At 42.6% G+C, this 17,090-nt stretch carries 15 protein-coding genes and 1 other annotated feature; all 15 genes read left to right on the forward strand.

Annotated elements, in window-relative coordinates; genetic code table 11:
- Positions 1-64 precede the first annotated feature (64 nt).
- Complete coding sequence (gene rpmG, locus ACIGG7_RS23175; RefSeq protein WP_219166388.1) at positions 65-211, forward strand: 50S ribosomal protein L33; 147 nt, start codon at positions 65-67, stop codon at positions 209-211.
- Positions 212-255: 44 nt separating this feature from the next.
- Positions 256-435: a preprotein translocase subunit SecE gene (gene secE, locus ACIGG7_RS23180; RefSeq protein ID WP_044340513.1), complete on the forward strand. Its 180-nt coding sequence runs from the start codon at positions 256-258 to the stop codon at positions 433-435.
- Positions 436-604: 169 nt separating this feature from the next.
- Positions 605-1,138, forward strand: a complete 534-nt coding sequence (nusG, locus tag ACIGG7_RS23185; protein ID WP_397551149.1) for a transcription termination/antitermination protein NusG — start codon at positions 605-607, stop codon at positions 1,136-1,138.
- A gap of 177 nt (positions 1,139-1,315) precedes the next feature.
- Entirely contained in the window at positions 1,316-1,741 is a 426-nt protein-coding gene (gene rplK / locus ACIGG7_RS23190) for a 50S ribosomal protein L11 (RefSeq protein ID WP_032085258.1), read from the forward strand.
- 125 nt (positions 1,742-1,866) lie between these two features.
- Positions 1,867-2,568 carry a 50S ribosomal protein L1 gene (gene rplA, locus ACIGG7_RS23195; protein WP_219166389.1) on the forward strand — a complete coding sequence of 234 codons (702 nt, stop codon included), beginning with the start codon at positions 1,867-1,869 and terminating at the stop codon, positions 2,566-2,568.
- 51 nt (positions 2,569-2,619) lie between these two features.
- Positions 2,620-2,764 (forward strand) — a sequence feature (ribosomal protein L10 leader region).
- 42 nt (positions 2,765-2,806) lie between these two features.
- Positions 2,807-3,307: a 50S ribosomal protein L10 gene (gene rplJ / locus ACIGG7_RS23200; protein WP_224945517.1), complete on the forward strand. Its 501-nt coding sequence runs from the start codon at positions 2,807-2,809 to the stop codon at positions 3,305-3,307.
- Positions 3,308-3,366: 59 nt separating this feature from the next.
- Positions 3,367-3,726 (forward strand): 50S ribosomal protein L7/L12, encoded by a 360-nt coding sequence (gene rplL / locus ACIGG7_RS23205; RefSeq protein WP_219166391.1) that lies wholly within the window; start codon positions 3,367-3,369, stop codon positions 3,724-3,726.
- Positions 3,727-3,849: 123 nt separating this feature from the next.
- A complete protein-coding gene (locus tag ACIGG7_RS23210) occupies positions 3,850-4,458 on the forward strand; it encodes a class I SAM-dependent methyltransferase (protein ID WP_397551150.1) in 609 nt (202 codons plus the stop codon).
- Between the two features lie 233 nt (positions 4,459-4,691).
- Entirely contained in the window at positions 4,692-8,249 is a 3,558-nt protein-coding gene (gene rpoB / locus ACIGG7_RS23215; protein ID WP_224945492.1) for a DNA-directed RNA polymerase subunit beta, read from the forward strand.
- Between the two features lie 51 nt (positions 8,250-8,300).
- The gene (rpoC, locus tag ACIGG7_RS23220) at positions 8,301-11,900 is read left to right on the forward strand and encodes a DNA-directed RNA polymerase subunit beta' (RefSeq protein WP_397551151.1); all 3,600 of its coding nucleotides are present in this window, start codon (positions 8,301-8,303) and stop codon (positions 11,898-11,900) included.
- Between the two features lie 160 nt (positions 11,901-12,060).
- The gene (locus tag ACIGG7_RS23225) at positions 12,061-12,309 is read left to right on the forward strand and encodes a 50S ribosomal protein L7ae-like protein (protein ID WP_224945495.1); all 249 of its coding nucleotides are present in this window, start codon (positions 12,061-12,063) and stop codon (positions 12,307-12,309) included.
- A 99-nt stretch (positions 12,310-12,408) separates the two neighbouring features.
- Positions 12,409-12,831, forward strand: a complete 423-nt coding sequence (rpsL, locus tag ACIGG7_RS23230) for a 30S ribosomal protein S12 (RefSeq protein WP_034765995.1) — start codon at positions 12,409-12,411, stop codon at positions 12,829-12,831.
- 44 nt (positions 12,832-12,875) lie between these two features.
- Positions 12,876-13,346, forward strand: coding sequence for a 30S ribosomal protein S7 (gene rpsG / locus ACIGG7_RS23235; RefSeq protein WP_034765993.1), 471 nt, complete (start codon positions 12,876-12,878; stop codon positions 13,344-13,346).
- 51 nt (positions 13,347-13,397) lie between these two features.
- A complete protein-coding gene (gene fusA / locus ACIGG7_RS23240; RefSeq protein ID WP_224945497.1) occupies positions 13,398-15,476 on the forward strand; it encodes an elongation factor G in 2,079 nt (692 codons plus the stop codon).
- Positions 15,477-15,605: 129 nt separating this feature from the next.
- Positions 15,606-16,796 carry an elongation factor Tu gene (gene tuf / locus ACIGG7_RS23245; RefSeq protein WP_034765989.1) on the forward strand — a complete coding sequence of 397 codons (1,191 nt, stop codon included), beginning with the start codon at positions 15,606-15,608 and terminating at the stop codon, positions 16,794-16,796.
- The last annotated feature ends 294 nt before the right edge of the window (positions 16,797-17,090 follow it).

Here is a 17,090-nt window from a genome sequence, read left to right on the forward strand (position 1 = left end):
TGACACAAATTGGTGGTCGTGTTATTTTTGATAGGACTTACTATGTATAGTGTAGGTGGAATATATGACTACTAAATTAATACTGGCTTGTTCGGTATGCGGTTCCAGGAATTATACTGTGCCGGGTAATCGTAACCAGGCTGTTCGATTAGAAATAAAGAAATTCTGCAATACATGTAATGCTCACACCCTACACAAAGAGACTAAATAGTGTAGAAGTCTTGCGCATTGATATTAGTTGGAGGTTACTAACGGATGTTTAAATTCTTTCGCAATGTTGCATCGGAAATGAGAAAGGTCAGCTGGCCTAAACGTAAAGAGTTAACACGCTACACGATCACCGTTATTACGACAGTGGTATTTGTTGCCCTTTTCTTTGCTGTAATCGACCTGGGCATCTCAGAACTTATGCGATTGATCATTGGTTCTAAGTAAGAGAAACATAGAATTAGTTGTATATATACCGTCTAAGCATGGTATAATGATTATTAATAGAGTACATGACCTTGGAGCCCGTTAACTTTTTACGGGTTTTTTCATTTGGAAAAAAAGGCGTATGCGTATTCTTAAATAGCGAGGAGGGACGGACGTTTAGTCCTACGAAATGGAGAAGAATTGGTATGTAGTCCATACTTATTCAGGATACGAGAATAAGGTAAAAGCAAACCTTGAGAAACGTGTTGAATCAATGGGGATGCAAGATAAGATCTTCCGCGTGATCGTTCCTGAAGAAGAAGAGACAGATATTAAGAACGGTAAGAAGAAAGTCGTTAAGAAGAAAGTATTCCCTGGTTATGTGATTGTTGAAATCGTCATGACGGATGATTCCTGGTATGTGGTCCGTAACACACCTGGCGTCACGGGATTCGTCGGTTCATCTGGATCGGGTTCAAAGCCGACTCCGTTATTGCCTGAAGAAGTAACAAATCTTCTGAAGCAAATGGGCATGACAGAGAAAAAGGTAGAAATCGACTTCGAATTAGGAGAAACAGTAAAGGTGAACGAAGGTCCGTTTGCGAACTTTACAGGCTCTATCGAAGAGATTGATCATGCGAAAACAAAAGTGAAGGTACACGTCAATATGTTTGGTAGAGACACCCCGGTAGAACTGGATTTCTCTCAAATTGATAAATTATAATGGAAAAGAACTTGAAATCATTTTGAAAAAATGATACTATTTCATAAGTCAGTGCGTCTCCACAAAGAGATACTGAAACTAATAAACGTTCTTTATGTTGATAAAGACATTTTTTACATTTGAGTGGGAGGGTGAAAAACCCAATAACCACATCACGGACTTAAGGAGGTGTGTCTCGTGGCTAAAAAAGTTATAAAAATGGTTAAATTGCAGATTCCTGCCGGTAAAGCTAATCCAGCTCCACCAGTTGGTCCTGCACTAGGTCAAGCAGGTGTTAACATCATGGGATTCTGTAAGGAATTCAATGCTCGTACAGCAGATCAAGCTGGCTTAATCATTCCTGTTGAAATTACGGTATTTGAAGACCGTTCATTTACATTCATCACAAAAACTCCACCCGCTGCTGTTCTTCTTAAGAAAGCTGCAGGTATCGAGTCTGGTTCAGGCGAACCAAACAGCAAGAAAGTGGCAACACTTAAACGCGACAAAGTACGTGAAATTGCTGAAACAAAAATGCCTGACTTAAATGCAGCTAGTGTTGAATCAGCTATGCGCATGGTAGAAGGAACTGCACGCAGCATGGGTATCGTCATCGAAGACTAATCCCTGTTTCGTTGAAGTAAAGGTTCCTGTTGAACAAGGTTGCGATGATGAAATGTACGTTTCACTCGCAACCTTATTTCGTGGGAGGTTATTCCGCTAAAACCACATATAGGAGGAAATTTAAAATGGCTAAAAAAGGTAAAAAGTTTCTTGAAGCTCAAAAGCTTGTAGATCGTACTACAGCTTATTCAGTTGAAGAAGCAATCGAATTAGTAAAGAAAACAAACTTCGCTAAGTTTGACGCGACGATCGAAGTAGCGTTCCGCTTAGGTGTAGATACTCGTAAGAACGACCAGCAAATCCGTGGAGCAGTTGTACTTCCACACGGTACTGGTAAAACTCAAAAGGTTCTTGTATTCGCTAAAGGCGATAAAGCGAAAGAAGCAGAAGCTGCTGGCGCTGACTTCGTAGGTGATGCAGACCTTATCAACAAGATCAACCAAGGTTGGTTCGAGTTTGACGTAATCGTTGCAACTCCAGACATGATGGGTGAAGTTGGTAAACTTGGTCGCGTATTAGGACCTAAAGGTTTAATGCCAAACCCTAAAACTGGTACAGTTACATTTGATGTAACGAAAGCAGTGAATGAAATCAAAGCTGGTAAAGTTGAATACCGCGCTGACAAATCAGGTAACGTACACGTTCCTGTTGGAAAGATTTCATTCGACAACGAGAAGCTTGTTGAAAACTTTGCAACTATGTATGAAACAATGCTTAAAGTTAAACCTGCTGCTGCAAAAGGAACTTACATGAAGAACGTTTCTGTAACTTCTACAATGGGACCTGGCGTTAAAGTCGATCCTTCAACTTTCGCAGTTAAGGCATAATTTGGTATTGACTTACTGAGAGCTAGTGATTATAATTAGTTCTGTTGTTAAAAAACGAATACATTTGTACCGTAGACAGTAGGGGCTCATCACGAGCTTAATATCCTGCCGAGGTAATTGCGATAAAATAACCGCTACTAGCGTGTTTGCAATGCCCTTATGTCTACCTTGATATAAGGGCATTTTTTATTGGATGACGGTATAAATGTTCATCAGTCAATCTACAGGAGGTGTAATGATGAGCAGCATTCTAGATCAAAAGAAACACATCGTTGGAGAAATCTCTGACAAGCTTAAAAACAGTGTATCTACAATCGTTGTAGATTACCGTGGCCTAGATGTTTCCGAAGTAACTGAGCTTCGTAAACAACTTCGTGAAGCTGGTATCGACTTCAAAGTGTACAAAAACACGATGGTACGTCGTGCAGCAGAAGAAGCTGGTCTTGAAGGGTTAAACGAATTCTTAACTGGTCCTAACGCGATTGCGTTCAGTTCAGAAGAAGTAGTTGCACCTGCAAAGATTCTTAACAGCTTTGCCAAAGAACACGAAGCGCTTGAAATCAAAGCGGGTGTCATCGAAGGAACAATCACTTCAGTTGAGGATGTTAAAGCAATCGCTGAACTTCCAAGCCGCGAAGGACTTCTTTCTATGCTACTCAGCGTGCTTCAAGCACCAATGCGCAACTTCGCATTGGCAACAAAAGCCGTTGCAGATCAAAAAGAAGAGCAAGGCGCGTAAGTTAAAGCAAGTCGCTTAAATAAAAAATTAAAGCAAGCATAACAAGGAGGAAATTTATAATGTCTAAAGAGCAAATCATTGACGCGATTAAAGAAATGTCAGTTCTTGAACTAAACGATCTAGTTAAAGCAATCGAAGAAGAATTCGGAGTAACTGCTGCTGCACCTGTAGCTGTAGCTGCTGGTGGCGCTGACGCTGCTGCAGAAAAAACTGAATTCGACGTAGTTCTTGAGAGCGCTGGTTCTCAAAAAATCAAGGTTATCAAAGTTGTTCGTGAAATCACAGGTCTTGGCCTTAAAGAAGCGAAAGAAATGGTTGATAACACTCCTAAAGCTCTTAAAGAAGGAGTTTCTAAAGAGGAAGCTGAAGAACTTAAAGCTAAACTTGAAGAAGTTGGAGCTGGCGTAGAAGTTAAGTAATGATTGTATAGATGAAAAGCTCGCTATCGTTGGCGGGCTTTTTTCTTGTCTGGCTTCTGCCATCGCTTCTTTTGGGGAAGGATGGTTACCAGTCGGGAGGTACCAATGGATGGAGATGATATAATGACTAAACACTATTATTCCCATAAACCTGATGTAGAAAGTAATCCTCAAACCATCACCTTTCAATTAAGAGGGCATTCATTCCGGTTCAAAACGGATCAGGGCGTCTTCTCGAAAAAGGAAGTGGACTTTGGATCAAGAGTTTTAATTGAAACGTTTGAATTACCTGATGCTGAAGGAGCCTTGCTTGATGCTGGTTGCGGGTATGGACCAATTGGATTGTCACTTGCGAAAGACTTTGGTGATCGGACGGTCCATATGATTGATGTAAATGAGAGAGCTTTGGCTTTGGCGAAAGAGAATGCTGCTGAGAACAATGTTCAAAACGTCAATATCTATCAAAGTGACCGATATGCTAAAGTCGTTGAAAAGCAGTTTGCTGCCATATTAACGAATCCGCCGATACGTGCAGGGAAAGAAACGGTTCATGCGATTCTTGAAGGAAGTTATGATCATCTGACGGAAAACGGAGAATTGTGGGTCGTTATTCAGAAGAAGCAAGGTGCTCCATCTGCCATTGAAAAAATGGAAACATTGTTTTCAAATGTAGAAATCGTCGCAAGGAAAAAGGGTTACTACATCTTGAAATCAGTAAAAGAAATCCGTTGACGTAGCTTATCTGCTATGATAACATTATAAAATGCAAAAATATTATTTTCCGGTAATATGTCCATATGTATACATATTGGATAAATTGGAAAAGATTATAAAATAATAGTTCGTCATATGAAAATGAGGTTTTATCATTAAAACCCTTTTTCTTTTTGTCTTGTGTAGAGTAGAATTTCCTACTTTAAGACATATAGACACAACCAAAACGCTTGATTTGAGGGGTGAATCAGTTGACAGGTCAACTAGTTCAGTATGGACGACACCGCCAACGCAGAAGTTTTGCGCGTATCAGTGAAGTTTTAGAATTGCCGAATCTAATCGAAATTCAAACTTCCTCGTATCAATGGTTTCTTGATGAGGGGTTAAGAGAAATGTTCCGTGACATTTCTCCGATTGAGGACTTCACTGGTAATCTCTCTTTAGAATTTATTGATTATAGTCTAGGAGAGCCAAAGTACTCGGTGGAAGAATCAAAGGAAAGAGATGTAACTTACTCTGCACCACTTAGAGTGAAAGTCCGTCTTGTGAATAAGGAAACAGGAGAAGTAAAGGATCAAGACGTATTTATGGGTGATTTCCCATTAATGACAGACACAGGTACTTTTGTCATTAATGGTGCTGAGCGCGTTATCGTTTCTCAGTTAGTACGTTCACCTAGTGTTTACTTTAGTGGAAAAGTAGATAAGAACGGAAAGAAAGGGTTTACTGCTACCGTTATACCAAACCGCGGAGCTTGGCTTGAGTATGAAACAGATGCAAAAGATGTTGTATATGTGCGAATTGATCGAACTCGCAAACTACCGGTAACGGTTCTTTTACGTGCCCTTGGGTTTGGCTCTGATCAAGAAATCATCGATTTGATCGGTGATAATGAGTACATTCGTAACACGCTCGAGAAAGACAACACGGAAGGTATCGACAAGGCATTGCTCGAGATTTATGAGCGTCTGCGTCCGGGAGAGCCTCCTACTGTAGAAAATGCTAAAAGTTTACTCGTTTCTCGTTTCTTTGATCCTAAGCGTTATGACTTAGCAAACGTTGGACGTTACAAAATGAACAAAAAGCTTCACATTAAGAACCGTTTATTCGGTCAAACTCTAGCAGAAACTCTAGCAGATCCGGAAACGGGCGAGATTCTGGCAGAGAAGGGCACGGTTCTTGACCGTCGCGCCCTGGATAAGATCATTCCTTATCTGGAAAACGGCATTGGTTTCAAAAATTACCAACAGTCCGGCGGCGTATTAGAGGAAGATGTCGTTCTTCAATCTATCAAAATCTATTCTCCTAACGAAGAGGGAGAATTTGAAATCAACGTAATTAGCAATGCGTATGTTGAGGAAGAGGTTAAGTACATTACACCTGCTGATATCATCTCTTCTATTTCTTACTTCTTTAACTTATTACATGGAGTAGGACTGACGGATGATATTGACCATTTAGGAAACCGTCGTTTACGTTCGGTTGGTGAATTACTGCAAAACCAATTCCGTATCGGTTTATCACGTATGGAGCGTGTTGTTCGTGAAAGAATGTCGATTCAGGACACCAATACCATCACGCCTCAGCAACTGATTAACATTCGCCCTGTTATTGCATCAATTAAAGAGTTCTTTGGAAGCTCTCAATTGTCTCAATTCATGGACCAAACGAATCCTCTTGCAGAATTAACGCACAAACGTCGTCTTTCTGCTTTAGGGCCTGGTGGATTAACTCGTGAACGTGCCGGTTTCGAAGTACGTGACGTTCATTACTCCCACTATGGTCGTATGTGTCCGATTGAAACGCCTGAGGGACCGAATATCGGACTCATCAACTCACTTTCATCGTTTGCGAAAGTGAATAAATTCGGCTTTATTGAAACGCCGTATCGTCGTGTCGACCCTGATACAGGGAAGGTAACCGATCGCATCGATTACCTGACAGCGGACGAAGAGGATAACTATGTAGTGGCTCAAGCGAACGCGCGTCTTGGAGAAGACGGGGAGTTCCTTGATGAAGAAGTCATCGCTCGTTTCCGTGGAGAGAACACGGTCATCAAGCGTGAGCGTCTTGACTACATGGATGTATCTCCAAAGCAAGTAGTATCAGCTGCGACGGCATGTATCCCGTTCTTAGAAAACGATGACTCCAACCGTGCTCTAATGGGAGCGAACATGCAACGTCAAGCGGTACCTTTGATGAACCCGGAATCACCGATCGTCGGAACAGGTATGGAACACGTATCTGCGAAAGACTCCGGTGCAGCCGTGATCTGTAAGTATGAAGGTATCGTGGAAAAGGTTGAAGCGAAACAAGTTTGGGTACGACGTGTGAAAGAAATCGATGGTCAGGAAGTAAAAGGTGACCTCGATAAATACCGTATGCAAAAATTCATCCGTTCTAACCAGGGAACATGTTACAACCAGCGTCCGATCGTAAGTGAAGGAGACCGTGTAGTAAAAGGAGAGATCCTTGCTGATGGCCCTTCAATGGAAAAAGGAGAACTCGCCTTAGGACGTAACGTAATGGTTGGTTTCATGACTTGGGACGGTTACAACTATGAAGATGCGATCATCATGAGTGAACGTCTTGTGAAAGACGATGTATATACTTCTATTCATATTGAAGAATATGAGTCTGAATCTCGTGATACGAAATTAGGGCCTGAAGAAATCACTCGTGATATTCCAAACGTTGGTGAAGATGCGCTTCGCAATCTTGATGAGCGTGGGATCATCCGCATCGGTGCTGAAGTGAAAGACGGCGACTTGCTCGTTGGTAAAGTAACACCTAAAGGTGTAACAGAGCTAACGGCGGAAGAACGCTTATTACATGCAATCTTCGGAGAGAAGGCTCGTGAAGTTCGGGATACATCCCTTCGTGTACCACATGGTGGCGGCGGAATCATCCTTGATGTGAAAGTCTTCAACCGTGAAGATGGTGACGAATTACCACCAGGTGTGAATCAACTGGTACGTGTATACATCGTTCAGAAGCGTAAGATTTCTGAAGGGGACAAAATGGCTGGTCGTCATGGTAACAAAGGTGTTATCTCAAGAATCCTGCCTGAAGAAGACATGCCGTTCTTACCGGACGGTACACCGATCGATATCATGCTTAACCCATTAGGGGTACCATCACGTATGAATATCGGACAGGTGCTTGAGCTTCACCTAGGTATGGCAGCAAGATACCTTGGCATTCATGTCGCTTCACCAGTATTTGACGGAGCACGTGAGGAAGATGTCTGGGCAACCATTGAAGAAGCGGGTATGGCACGTGATGCCAAAACGGTTCTATATGATGGTCGAACAGGTGAACCGTTTGATAACCGTGTATCAGTAGGGATCATGTATATGATTAAACTGGCTCACATGGTTGATGACAAACTTCACGCACGTTCAACGGGTCCTTACTCACTTGTTACGCAGCAGCCTCTTGGAGGTAAAGCCCAATTCGGTGGACAGCGTTTCGGTGAGATGGAGGTATGGGCACTTGAAGCTTATGGTGCTGCTTACACTCTACAAGAAATTCTAACAGTTAAGTCTGATGACGTTGTGGGTCGTGTGAAAACATACGAAGCCATCGTCAAAGGTGAAAACGTTCCTGAACCTGGTGTTCCGGAATCATTCAAAGTTCTGATCAAAGAGCTCCAAAGTTTAGGTATGGATGTTAAGATCCTCTCCAGTAACGAAGAAGAAATCGAAATGCGTGACCTAGAGGATGAAGAAGAAGTACAACAAGCAGACACGCTAAATATCTCTGAATCTAATGCACAAGAATCCGAGACAGTTGGGTCGAAAGAATAAATTTAGAGCAATTAGGGTTAGAGCCTGTAGATTAAAAGGGAGGTAGGCCCCTTGCTAGATGTAAATAATTTTGAGTATATGAAAATTGGTTTAGCTTCCCCCGATAAGATCCGTTCATGGTCTTTCGGGGAAGTTAAAAAGCCCGAAACGATCAACTATCGTACGTTAAAACCAGAAAAAGATGGTTTGTTCTGTGAACGAATCTTCGGTCCAACGAAGGACTGGGAATGTCACTGTGGGAAATACAAACGTGTCCGTTATAAGGGCGTTGTTTGTGACCGCTGTGGTGTTGAAGTAACAAAGGCGAAAGTCCGTCGTGAACGTATGGGTCACATCGAACTTGCTGCCCCTGTATCTCATATCTGGTACTTCAAAGGAATTCCAAGCCGTATGGGTCTTGTTTTAGATATGTCCCCACGTGCTTTGGAAGAAGTCATCTACTTCGCTTCTTATGTAGTAACAGAACCTGGTGACACGGCTCTTGAAAGAAAACAACTTCTTTCTGAAAAAGAGTACCGTGCGTACCGTGAGAAATACGGAGTGAAATTCCAAGCTGCAATGGGAGCTGAAGCGATTAAAAAGCTTCTGCAGGACATTGACCTGGATAAAGAAGCTGATTTCCTTAAAGAAGAATTGAAAACAGCTCAAGGTCAACGCCGTACCCGTGCAATCAAACGATTAGAAGTAGTGGAATCGTTCAGGAACTCAGGAAATGATCCGGATTGGATGATTCTTGACGTACTACCTGTCATTCCTCCAGAGCTTCGCCCGATGGTTCAACTTGACGGTGGACGCTTTGCCACTTCCGACTTGAATGATTTATACCGTCGTGTTATTAACCGTAATAACCGTCTTAAGCGTTTATTGGACCTTGGTGCTCCAAGCATCATCGTTCAAAATGAGAAGCGTATGCTTCAAGAAGCGGTTGATGCTTTAATTGATAATGGTCGTCGCGGCCGTCCTGTTACAGGACCTGGTAACCGTCCATTAAAATCCCTTTCACATATGCTTAAAGGGAAGCAAGGTCGTTTCCGTCAGAACCTTCTTGGTAAACGTGTCGACTATTCCGGTCGTTCTGTAATCGTTGTTGGTCCTAACCTTAAGATGTACCAATGTGGTCTTCCTAAAGAAATGGCTCTTGAGTTATTCAAACCATTTGTGATGAAAGAGCTCGTTGAAAAAGGGTTGGCACACAACATTAAGAGTGCGAAACGTAAGATCGAACGCGTTCAGCCGGAAGTATGGGATGTATTAGAAGGGGTTATCAAGGAACATCCAGTTCTATTAAACCGTGCCCCTACTCTTCACAGACTTGGTATCCAAGCATTTGAACCAACTCTTGTTGAAGGAAGAGCGATCCGTCTTCATCCACTTGTATGTACAGCATACAACGCGGATTTCGATGGTGACCAAATGGCGGTTCACGTACCACTATCTTCTGAAGCTCAGGCTGAAGCACGCATGCTGATGCTTGCTGCCCAAAACATCCTAAATCCGAAAGACGGTAAACCGGTTGTTACTCCGTCCCAGGATATGGTACTAGGTAACTATTACCTGACACTTGAACGTGAAAATGCTGTTGGTGAAGGTATGATCTTCAACGACGCCAATGAAGTTCTTCTTGCATATCAAAATGGCTATGTACATCTGCATACCCGTATCGCGATCCATGCAAGCACCATCAATAACAAAACGTTTACTGAAAAACAAAATAAACAACTACTATTAACAACGGTTGGTAAAGTAATCTTTAACGAAATCCTGCCGGACACCTTCCCATTCATCAATGAACCAACAAGAACGAATTTGGAAGATGCCACTCCAGAGAAATACTTCGTTGATCCTTCAACGAATGTTAAAGAAGTATTTGAAAGCCGCGAGTTAATTAACCCGTTCAAGAAAGGATTCCTTGGTAATATCATCGCAGAAGTATTCAAGAAGTTTGCCATCACGGAGACATCTCGTATGCTTGATAAGATGAAGGACCTTGGATTTAAATTCTCTACGAAAGCCGGTATTACAGTAGGTATCGCTGATATCGTTGTACTAGCGGAAAAAGAAGAGATCTTGATCGAAGCCCAAAGTAAAGTAGATAACGTTTTAAAACAATTTAAACGTGGTCTCATTACAGAAGATGAAAGATATGATCGTGTCATCTCTATCTGGAGTGCAGCGAAGGATACAATCCAAGGCAAGCTGATGGCTACCCTTGATAAACGCAACCCAATCTTCATGATGAGTGACTCTGGTGCCCGTGGTAACGCATCTAACTTCACTCAGCTTGCTGGTATGCGTGGTCTGATGGCCAACCCGGCTGGACGTATCATTGAGTTACCGATCAAATCAAGTTTCCGTGAAGGTCTGACGGTTCTTGAGTACTTCATCTCTACACACGGTGCGCGTAAAGGTCTTGCCGATACAGCACTGAAGACAGCTGACTCAGGTTACCTGACACGTCGACTTGTTGACGTTGCCCAGGACGTCATCGTTCGTGAAGAGGACTGTGGAACGGACAGAGGCCTACTTGTAGGCTCCATTAAAGAGGGTACGGAAATCATCGAGCCTCTTGAAGAACGTTTACTCGGTCGTTACTCTCGCAAGACATTACGTCACCCTGAGACAGATGAAATCATCATCACAGAAAATCAGCTGATCACAGAAGATCTAGCTAAGACGATCATTGATGCTGGCATTGAACATGTTTCGATCCGTTCTGCCTTCACATGTAACACAAGACACGGTGTGTGTGAGAAATGTTACGGAACGAACCTTGCAACAGGTCAAAAAGTCGAAGTCGGAGAAGCTGTCGGTATCATCGCTGCTCAATCCATCGGGGAACCGGGTACTCAGTTAACGATGCGTACGTTCCATACAGGTGGGGTAGCAGGAGACGATATCACTCAAGGTTTACCGCGTATCCAAGAGATCTTCGAAGCGCGTAATCCGAAAGGTCAGGCTGTCATTTCTGAAATCGATGGTGTGATCACTTCCATCAGTGAAGGAAAAGATCGTCAGTACGAAATTACCGTACAAGGTGATGTGGAAACGAGAAGTTACACAGCTCCTTACACAGCGCGCCTGAAGTTCGCTGTGAATGATAAAGTCGTACGCGGTCAAGAAATCACTGAAGGTTCCATCGATCCTAAAGAACTTCTTAAAGTCCGTGATGTCTCTGCCGTTCAAGAATACTTGCTGCGTGAGGTACAAAAAGTATACCGTATGCAAGGGGTTGAAATCGGCGACAAACACGTTGAGGTTATGGTTCGTCAAATGCTTCGTAAAGTTCGTGTCATCGATGCTGGTGAATCTGAGGTACTTCCGGGAACTCTTATGGATATCCATCAGTTCAGAGATGCGAATGAAAAAGCATTATTTGGCGGTAAGCTTCCAGCAACAGGACGCCCTGTATTGCTTGGAATCACAAAAGCTTCACTTGAAACGGATTCCTTCTTATCCGCGGCATCATTCCAGGAAACAACTCGTGTGTTAACGGACGCTGCGATTAAAGGAAAACGTGATGAGTTACTAGGATTGAAAGAGAATGTTATCATTGGTAAACTGGTCCCTGCCGGTACAGGTATGCAACGTTACCGCAAGGCAGAGCCGGTCTTAGCAGAGGATACTAATGAAGAAACAGTAACAGTAGAGTAATCTATTTAGGCTAACTCTTAGGCGGGTTTGATTGCTCAAACAACAGTCTTAAGAGTTAGCTTTTATAAATCTTTTAAATCTATGTTGACATAGAGATTTTAAGATGATAATATATTCAAGGTTGCTCCTATTAATAACCTGTTACTTTGGAGGATATGAAATGTCTTATGAAAAAGTAGCGCAGGCTAAAGAAATTATTGTAGGAACAAAGCAAGCAGTGAAAGCTCTGAAAACAGGTCATGTACTCGAAGTAGTCATTGCGGAAGATGCTGATCCCAAAGTTACTGCGAAAGTAGTTCAGGCCGCGATTGATCTTAATGTATCGGTTAACAAAGTGGATTCAATGAAGAAACTTGGTAAATCGTGCGGAATAGATGTTGGAGCAGCAGCTGTTGCGATTATACAGTAAAATAGTTTTTGTAGAAACGATCTACAAAAACTTTACTTTTACCCAAAAAAGAACCACCTGGATGTGTGGGCTTACCAAATAAGAAGGGAGGAAAACAAAATGCCAACTATTAACCAATTAGTTCGCAAGCCTCGTCAGTCTAAATCAACAAAATCAAAGTCACCAGCTCTTAACAAAGGTTATAACAGCTTTAAGAAGGTGCACACGAACTTGTCTTCTCCACAAAAACGTGGTGTATGTACTCGTGTTGGTACAATGACTCCAAAGAAACCGAACTCGGCTTTACGTAAATATGCTCGTGTTCGTTTAACGAATGGAATCGAGGTTACTGCTTACATTCCTGGTATCGGGCACAACCTTCAAGAGCACAGTGTTGTTCTTATCCGTGGAGGACGTGTAAAGGATTTACCAGGGGTACGTTATCATATCGTACGTGGTGCGCTTGATACAGCTGGAGTTGACGGCCGTATGCAAGGACGTTCTAAATACGGAACTAAGCGCCCTAAAGCAGCTAAAAAATAATAAAACAACTATAAATTCATTTCTCGTTGAAAGGAGGAAATCACATGCCACGTAAAGGTCCTGTAGCAAAAAGAGACGTTTTACCTGATCCAATGTACAATTCTAAACTAGTTACTCGTTTAATCAACAAAATCATGATTGACGGTAAAAGAGGTAAAGCTCAAAAGAAATTATACGCAGCGTTTGATATCATTAGCGAGCGTTCAGGTAAAGATGCAATGGAAGTATTCGATGCAGCTTTAAAAAATATCATGCCGGTATTAGAAGTAAAAGCTCGTCGTGTAGGTGGTTCAAACTATCAAGTACCTGTAGAGGTGCGTCCAGAGCGTCGTACTACATTAGGTCTTCGTTGGTTAGTAAACTACTCTCGTCTTCGCGGTGAGAAGACTATGGAAGAGCGTTTAGCTAACGAAATTCTTGATGCAGCAAACAACACTGGTGCTTCTGTCAAGAAGCGTGAAGATACACATAAGATGGCTGAAGCGAACAAAGCGTTTGCTCACTATCGTTGGTAATCTGACCTTAAACAAACAAATTATTCTTATATAAGGAAGGAGAAATACCGCATGCCTAGAGAGTTCTCCTTAGAAAACACTCGTAATATCGGTATCATGGCTCACATCGATGCTGGTAAAACAACTGCAACTGAGCGTATCCTATTTTATACAGGTCGTATCCATAAAATTGGAGAAACTCACGAAGGTGCTTCTCAAATGGACTGGATGGAGCAAGAGCAAGAACGTGGTATCACAATCACTTCTGCTGCGACAACAGCTCAATGGAAAGGCCATCGTATTAACATCATCGATACTCCAGGACACGTAGACTTCACTGTTGAAGTTGAGCGTTCCCTGCGTGTACTTGATGGTGCAGTAGCAGTACTTGATGCTCAATCTGGTGTTGAGCCTCAAACTGAAACTGTTTGGCGCCAAGCAACAACATACGGTGTTCCGCGTGTTGTGTTCGTTAACAAAATGGACAAAATCGGTGCTGACTTCCTTTACTCTGTAGGTACACTACATGAGCGTCTACAAGCTAATGCACATCCAATTCAGCTTCCAATCGGTGCTGAAGATGACTTCGAAGGAATCATCGACTTAGTGGAAATGAGAGCTTATTTCTATGAAGATGACCTTGGAACTCGCGCAGAAGCTCGTGACATTCCTGAAGAGTACAAAGATCAAGCTGAAGAATACCGCGGAAAGCTAATTGAAGCAGTATCTGAACTTGATGAAGAGCTTATGATGAAGTACTTAGAAGGTGAAGAACTTTCTAACGAAGAAATCAAAGCTGCTATCCGTGCGGCTACACTAACTGTTGAGTTCTACCCAGTGGTTTGTGGATCTGCATTCAAAAACAAAGGGGTTCAATTACTAATTGACTCAGTTATTGACTATCTTCCAGCGCCAACAGACGTTGAAGATATCAAAGGTTTTGTACCTGAAACAGAAGAAGAAGTGACTCGTCCATCTTCAGACGAAGCTCCATTCTCTGCTTTGGCGTTCAAAGTTGCAACTGACCCTTATGTTGGTAAATTAACATTCTTCCGTGTTTACTCTGGTGTACTTGAGTCAGGTTCTTACGTAAGAAACTCTTCTAAAGGAAAACGTGAACGTGTAGGTCGTATCCTGCAAATGCACGCTAACTCCCGTGAAGAAATCTCCCAAGTGTATGCTGGGGATATCGCAGCAGCGGTTGGTCTGAAAGATACTAGTACTGGAGATACACTATGTGATGAAAAGAACCTTGTTATCTTAGAATCAATGGTATTCCCAGAGCCGGTTATCTCTCTATCTGTTGAGCCTAAATCTAAGGCTGACCAAGATAAAATGACAACTGCTCTACAAAAACTACAAGAGGAAGATCCAACATTCCGTGCGCATACTGACCAGGAAACTGGACAGGTTATCATCGCCGGTATGGGTGAGCTTCACTTAGATATCATCGTTGACCGTATGAAACGTGAATTCAAAGTAGAAGCAAACGTAGGTGCTCCTCAAGTATCTTACCGCGAAACTTTCCGTGATACGGCTAAAGTTGAAGGTAAATTCGCTCGTCAATCAGGTGGACGTGGACAATTCGGACACGTTTGGATTGAATTCGCACCTAACGAAGAAGGTAAAGGATTCGAATTCGAAAACGGTATCGTCGGTGGGGTTGTTCCTCGTGAATACATTCCTGCAGTACAAGCCGGTCTACAAGATGCTCTTGAAAACGGAGTATTAGCTGGATTCCCACTTGTTGATGTTAAAGCAAGATTATTCGATGGTTCATACCATGACGTCGACTCATCTGAGATGGCGTTCAAAATCGCTGCATCAATGGCCCTTAAGAATGCTGCTTCTAAATGTAAGCCGGTTATCCTTGAGCCAATGATGAAGGTTGAGGTTGTTATCCCTGAGGAATACCTTGGAGATATCATGGGTGACGTTACTTCACGTCGTGGACGCGTAGAAGGTATGGAAGCACGCGGTAACGCTCAAGTCGTTAAAGCGTTCGTACCTCTATCAGAAATGTTTGGATATGCAACTTCATTACGTTCTAACACACAAGGACGTGGAACATACTCCATGCACTTCGATCACTACGAAGAAGTACCTAAGTCGATTTCTGAAGAAATCATCAAAAAAAATAAAGGTGAATAATTGATTTATTCGCTTTTATAAAGTATAAATACTAGTGTAAGCAATTGGTGTTTCAGGGGTGGTTTCGCACGATCTCTGAAACATCCCAAAATATACTTATTTTCTTTAAAATCAAAGGAGGATTTTCAAATGGGTAAGGAAAAATTTGATCGTTCCAAGCAACATGCGAATATCGGTACAATCGGTCACGTTGACCACGGTAAAACAACTCTAACAGCTGCTATCACAACTACACTTCACAAGAAGTATGGTCGTGGAACTGCAATGGCATATGACCAAATCGACGGTGCTCCAGAAGAAAGAGAGCGTGGAATCACAATCTCTACTGCACACGTTGAGTACGAAACTGATACTCGTCACTACGCACACGTTGACTGCCCAGGACACGCTGACTATGTTAAAAACATGATCACTGGTGCAGCACAAATGGATGGTGGGATCCTAGTAGTATCTGCTGCTGACGGCCCAATGCCACAAACTCGTGAGCACATCCTTCTTTCTCGTCAAGTAGGTGTTCCATACCTAGTTGTATTCATGAACAAATGTGACATGGTAGACGACGAAGAACTACTTGAACTAGTAGAAATGGAAGTACGTGACCTTCTTTCTGAGTACGATTTCCCTGGCGATGACGTACCAGTAATCAAAGGTTCTGCTCTTAAAGCTCTTGAAGGAGATGCTGAGTGGGAAGCGAAAATCTTCGAACTTATGGAAGCTGTAGATAGCTACATCCCAACTCCAGAGCGTGACACTGACAAGCCATTCATGATGCCTGTTGAGGACGTATTCTCAATCACAGGTCGTGGAACAGTTGCTACAGGTCGTGTTGAGCGTGGACAAGTTAAAGTTGGAGACACTATCGACATCATCGGTCTTTCTGAAGAGCCAAAATCTACTACTGTAACAGGTGTAGAAATGTTCCGTAAGCTTCTTGACTATGCTGAAGCTGGAGACAACATCGGTGCACTACTTCGTGGTGTAGCTCGTGAAGATATCCAACGTGGACAAGTACTTGCTAAGCCAGGTACAATCACTCCACATACAAAGTTCAAAGCAGAAGTTTATGTTCTTTCTAAAGAAGAAGGTGGACGTCACACTCCATTCTTCACTAACTACCGCCCTCAGTTCTACTTCCGTACAACTGACGTAACTGGTATCTGTAACCTTCCTGAAGGTGTAGAAATGGTTATGCCTGGCGATAACATCGAAATGACTGTTGAGCTTATCGCTCCAATCGCTATCGAAGAAGGTACTAAGTTCTCTATCCGTGAGGGTGGACGTACTGTAGGTGCTGGAGTAGTAGCTACAATCACTGAGTAATCATTGATATTAAAAACAGATGGACTTCATGTCCATCTGTTTTTTTGTGTTCAATTTTTGGATTGGGAAGATAAGTAGCTGGTGCAAAACGGTAAATGTATATATAGGAAAAATTGGTGAATCGTTTGTTGCACCGCTGTTGATTTCCGTGCAAGACTCCGCTTTCCTCGGGCGAAAGGCGAGCCTCCTCGTCGCTATCTGAGCTGCACCCCTATTGTTGGACACCCCAATCAACAATAGGAGGTGCCCGCACCAATGGCCAAGTTTACACAGGAACATAAACTTTACGTTGCC

It is taken from the genome of Rossellomorea sp. NPDC077527 (genome assembly GCF_044542955.1).
GTDB lineage: Bacteria > Bacillota > Bacilli > Bacillales > Bacillaceae_B > Rossellomorea > Rossellomorea aquimaris_E.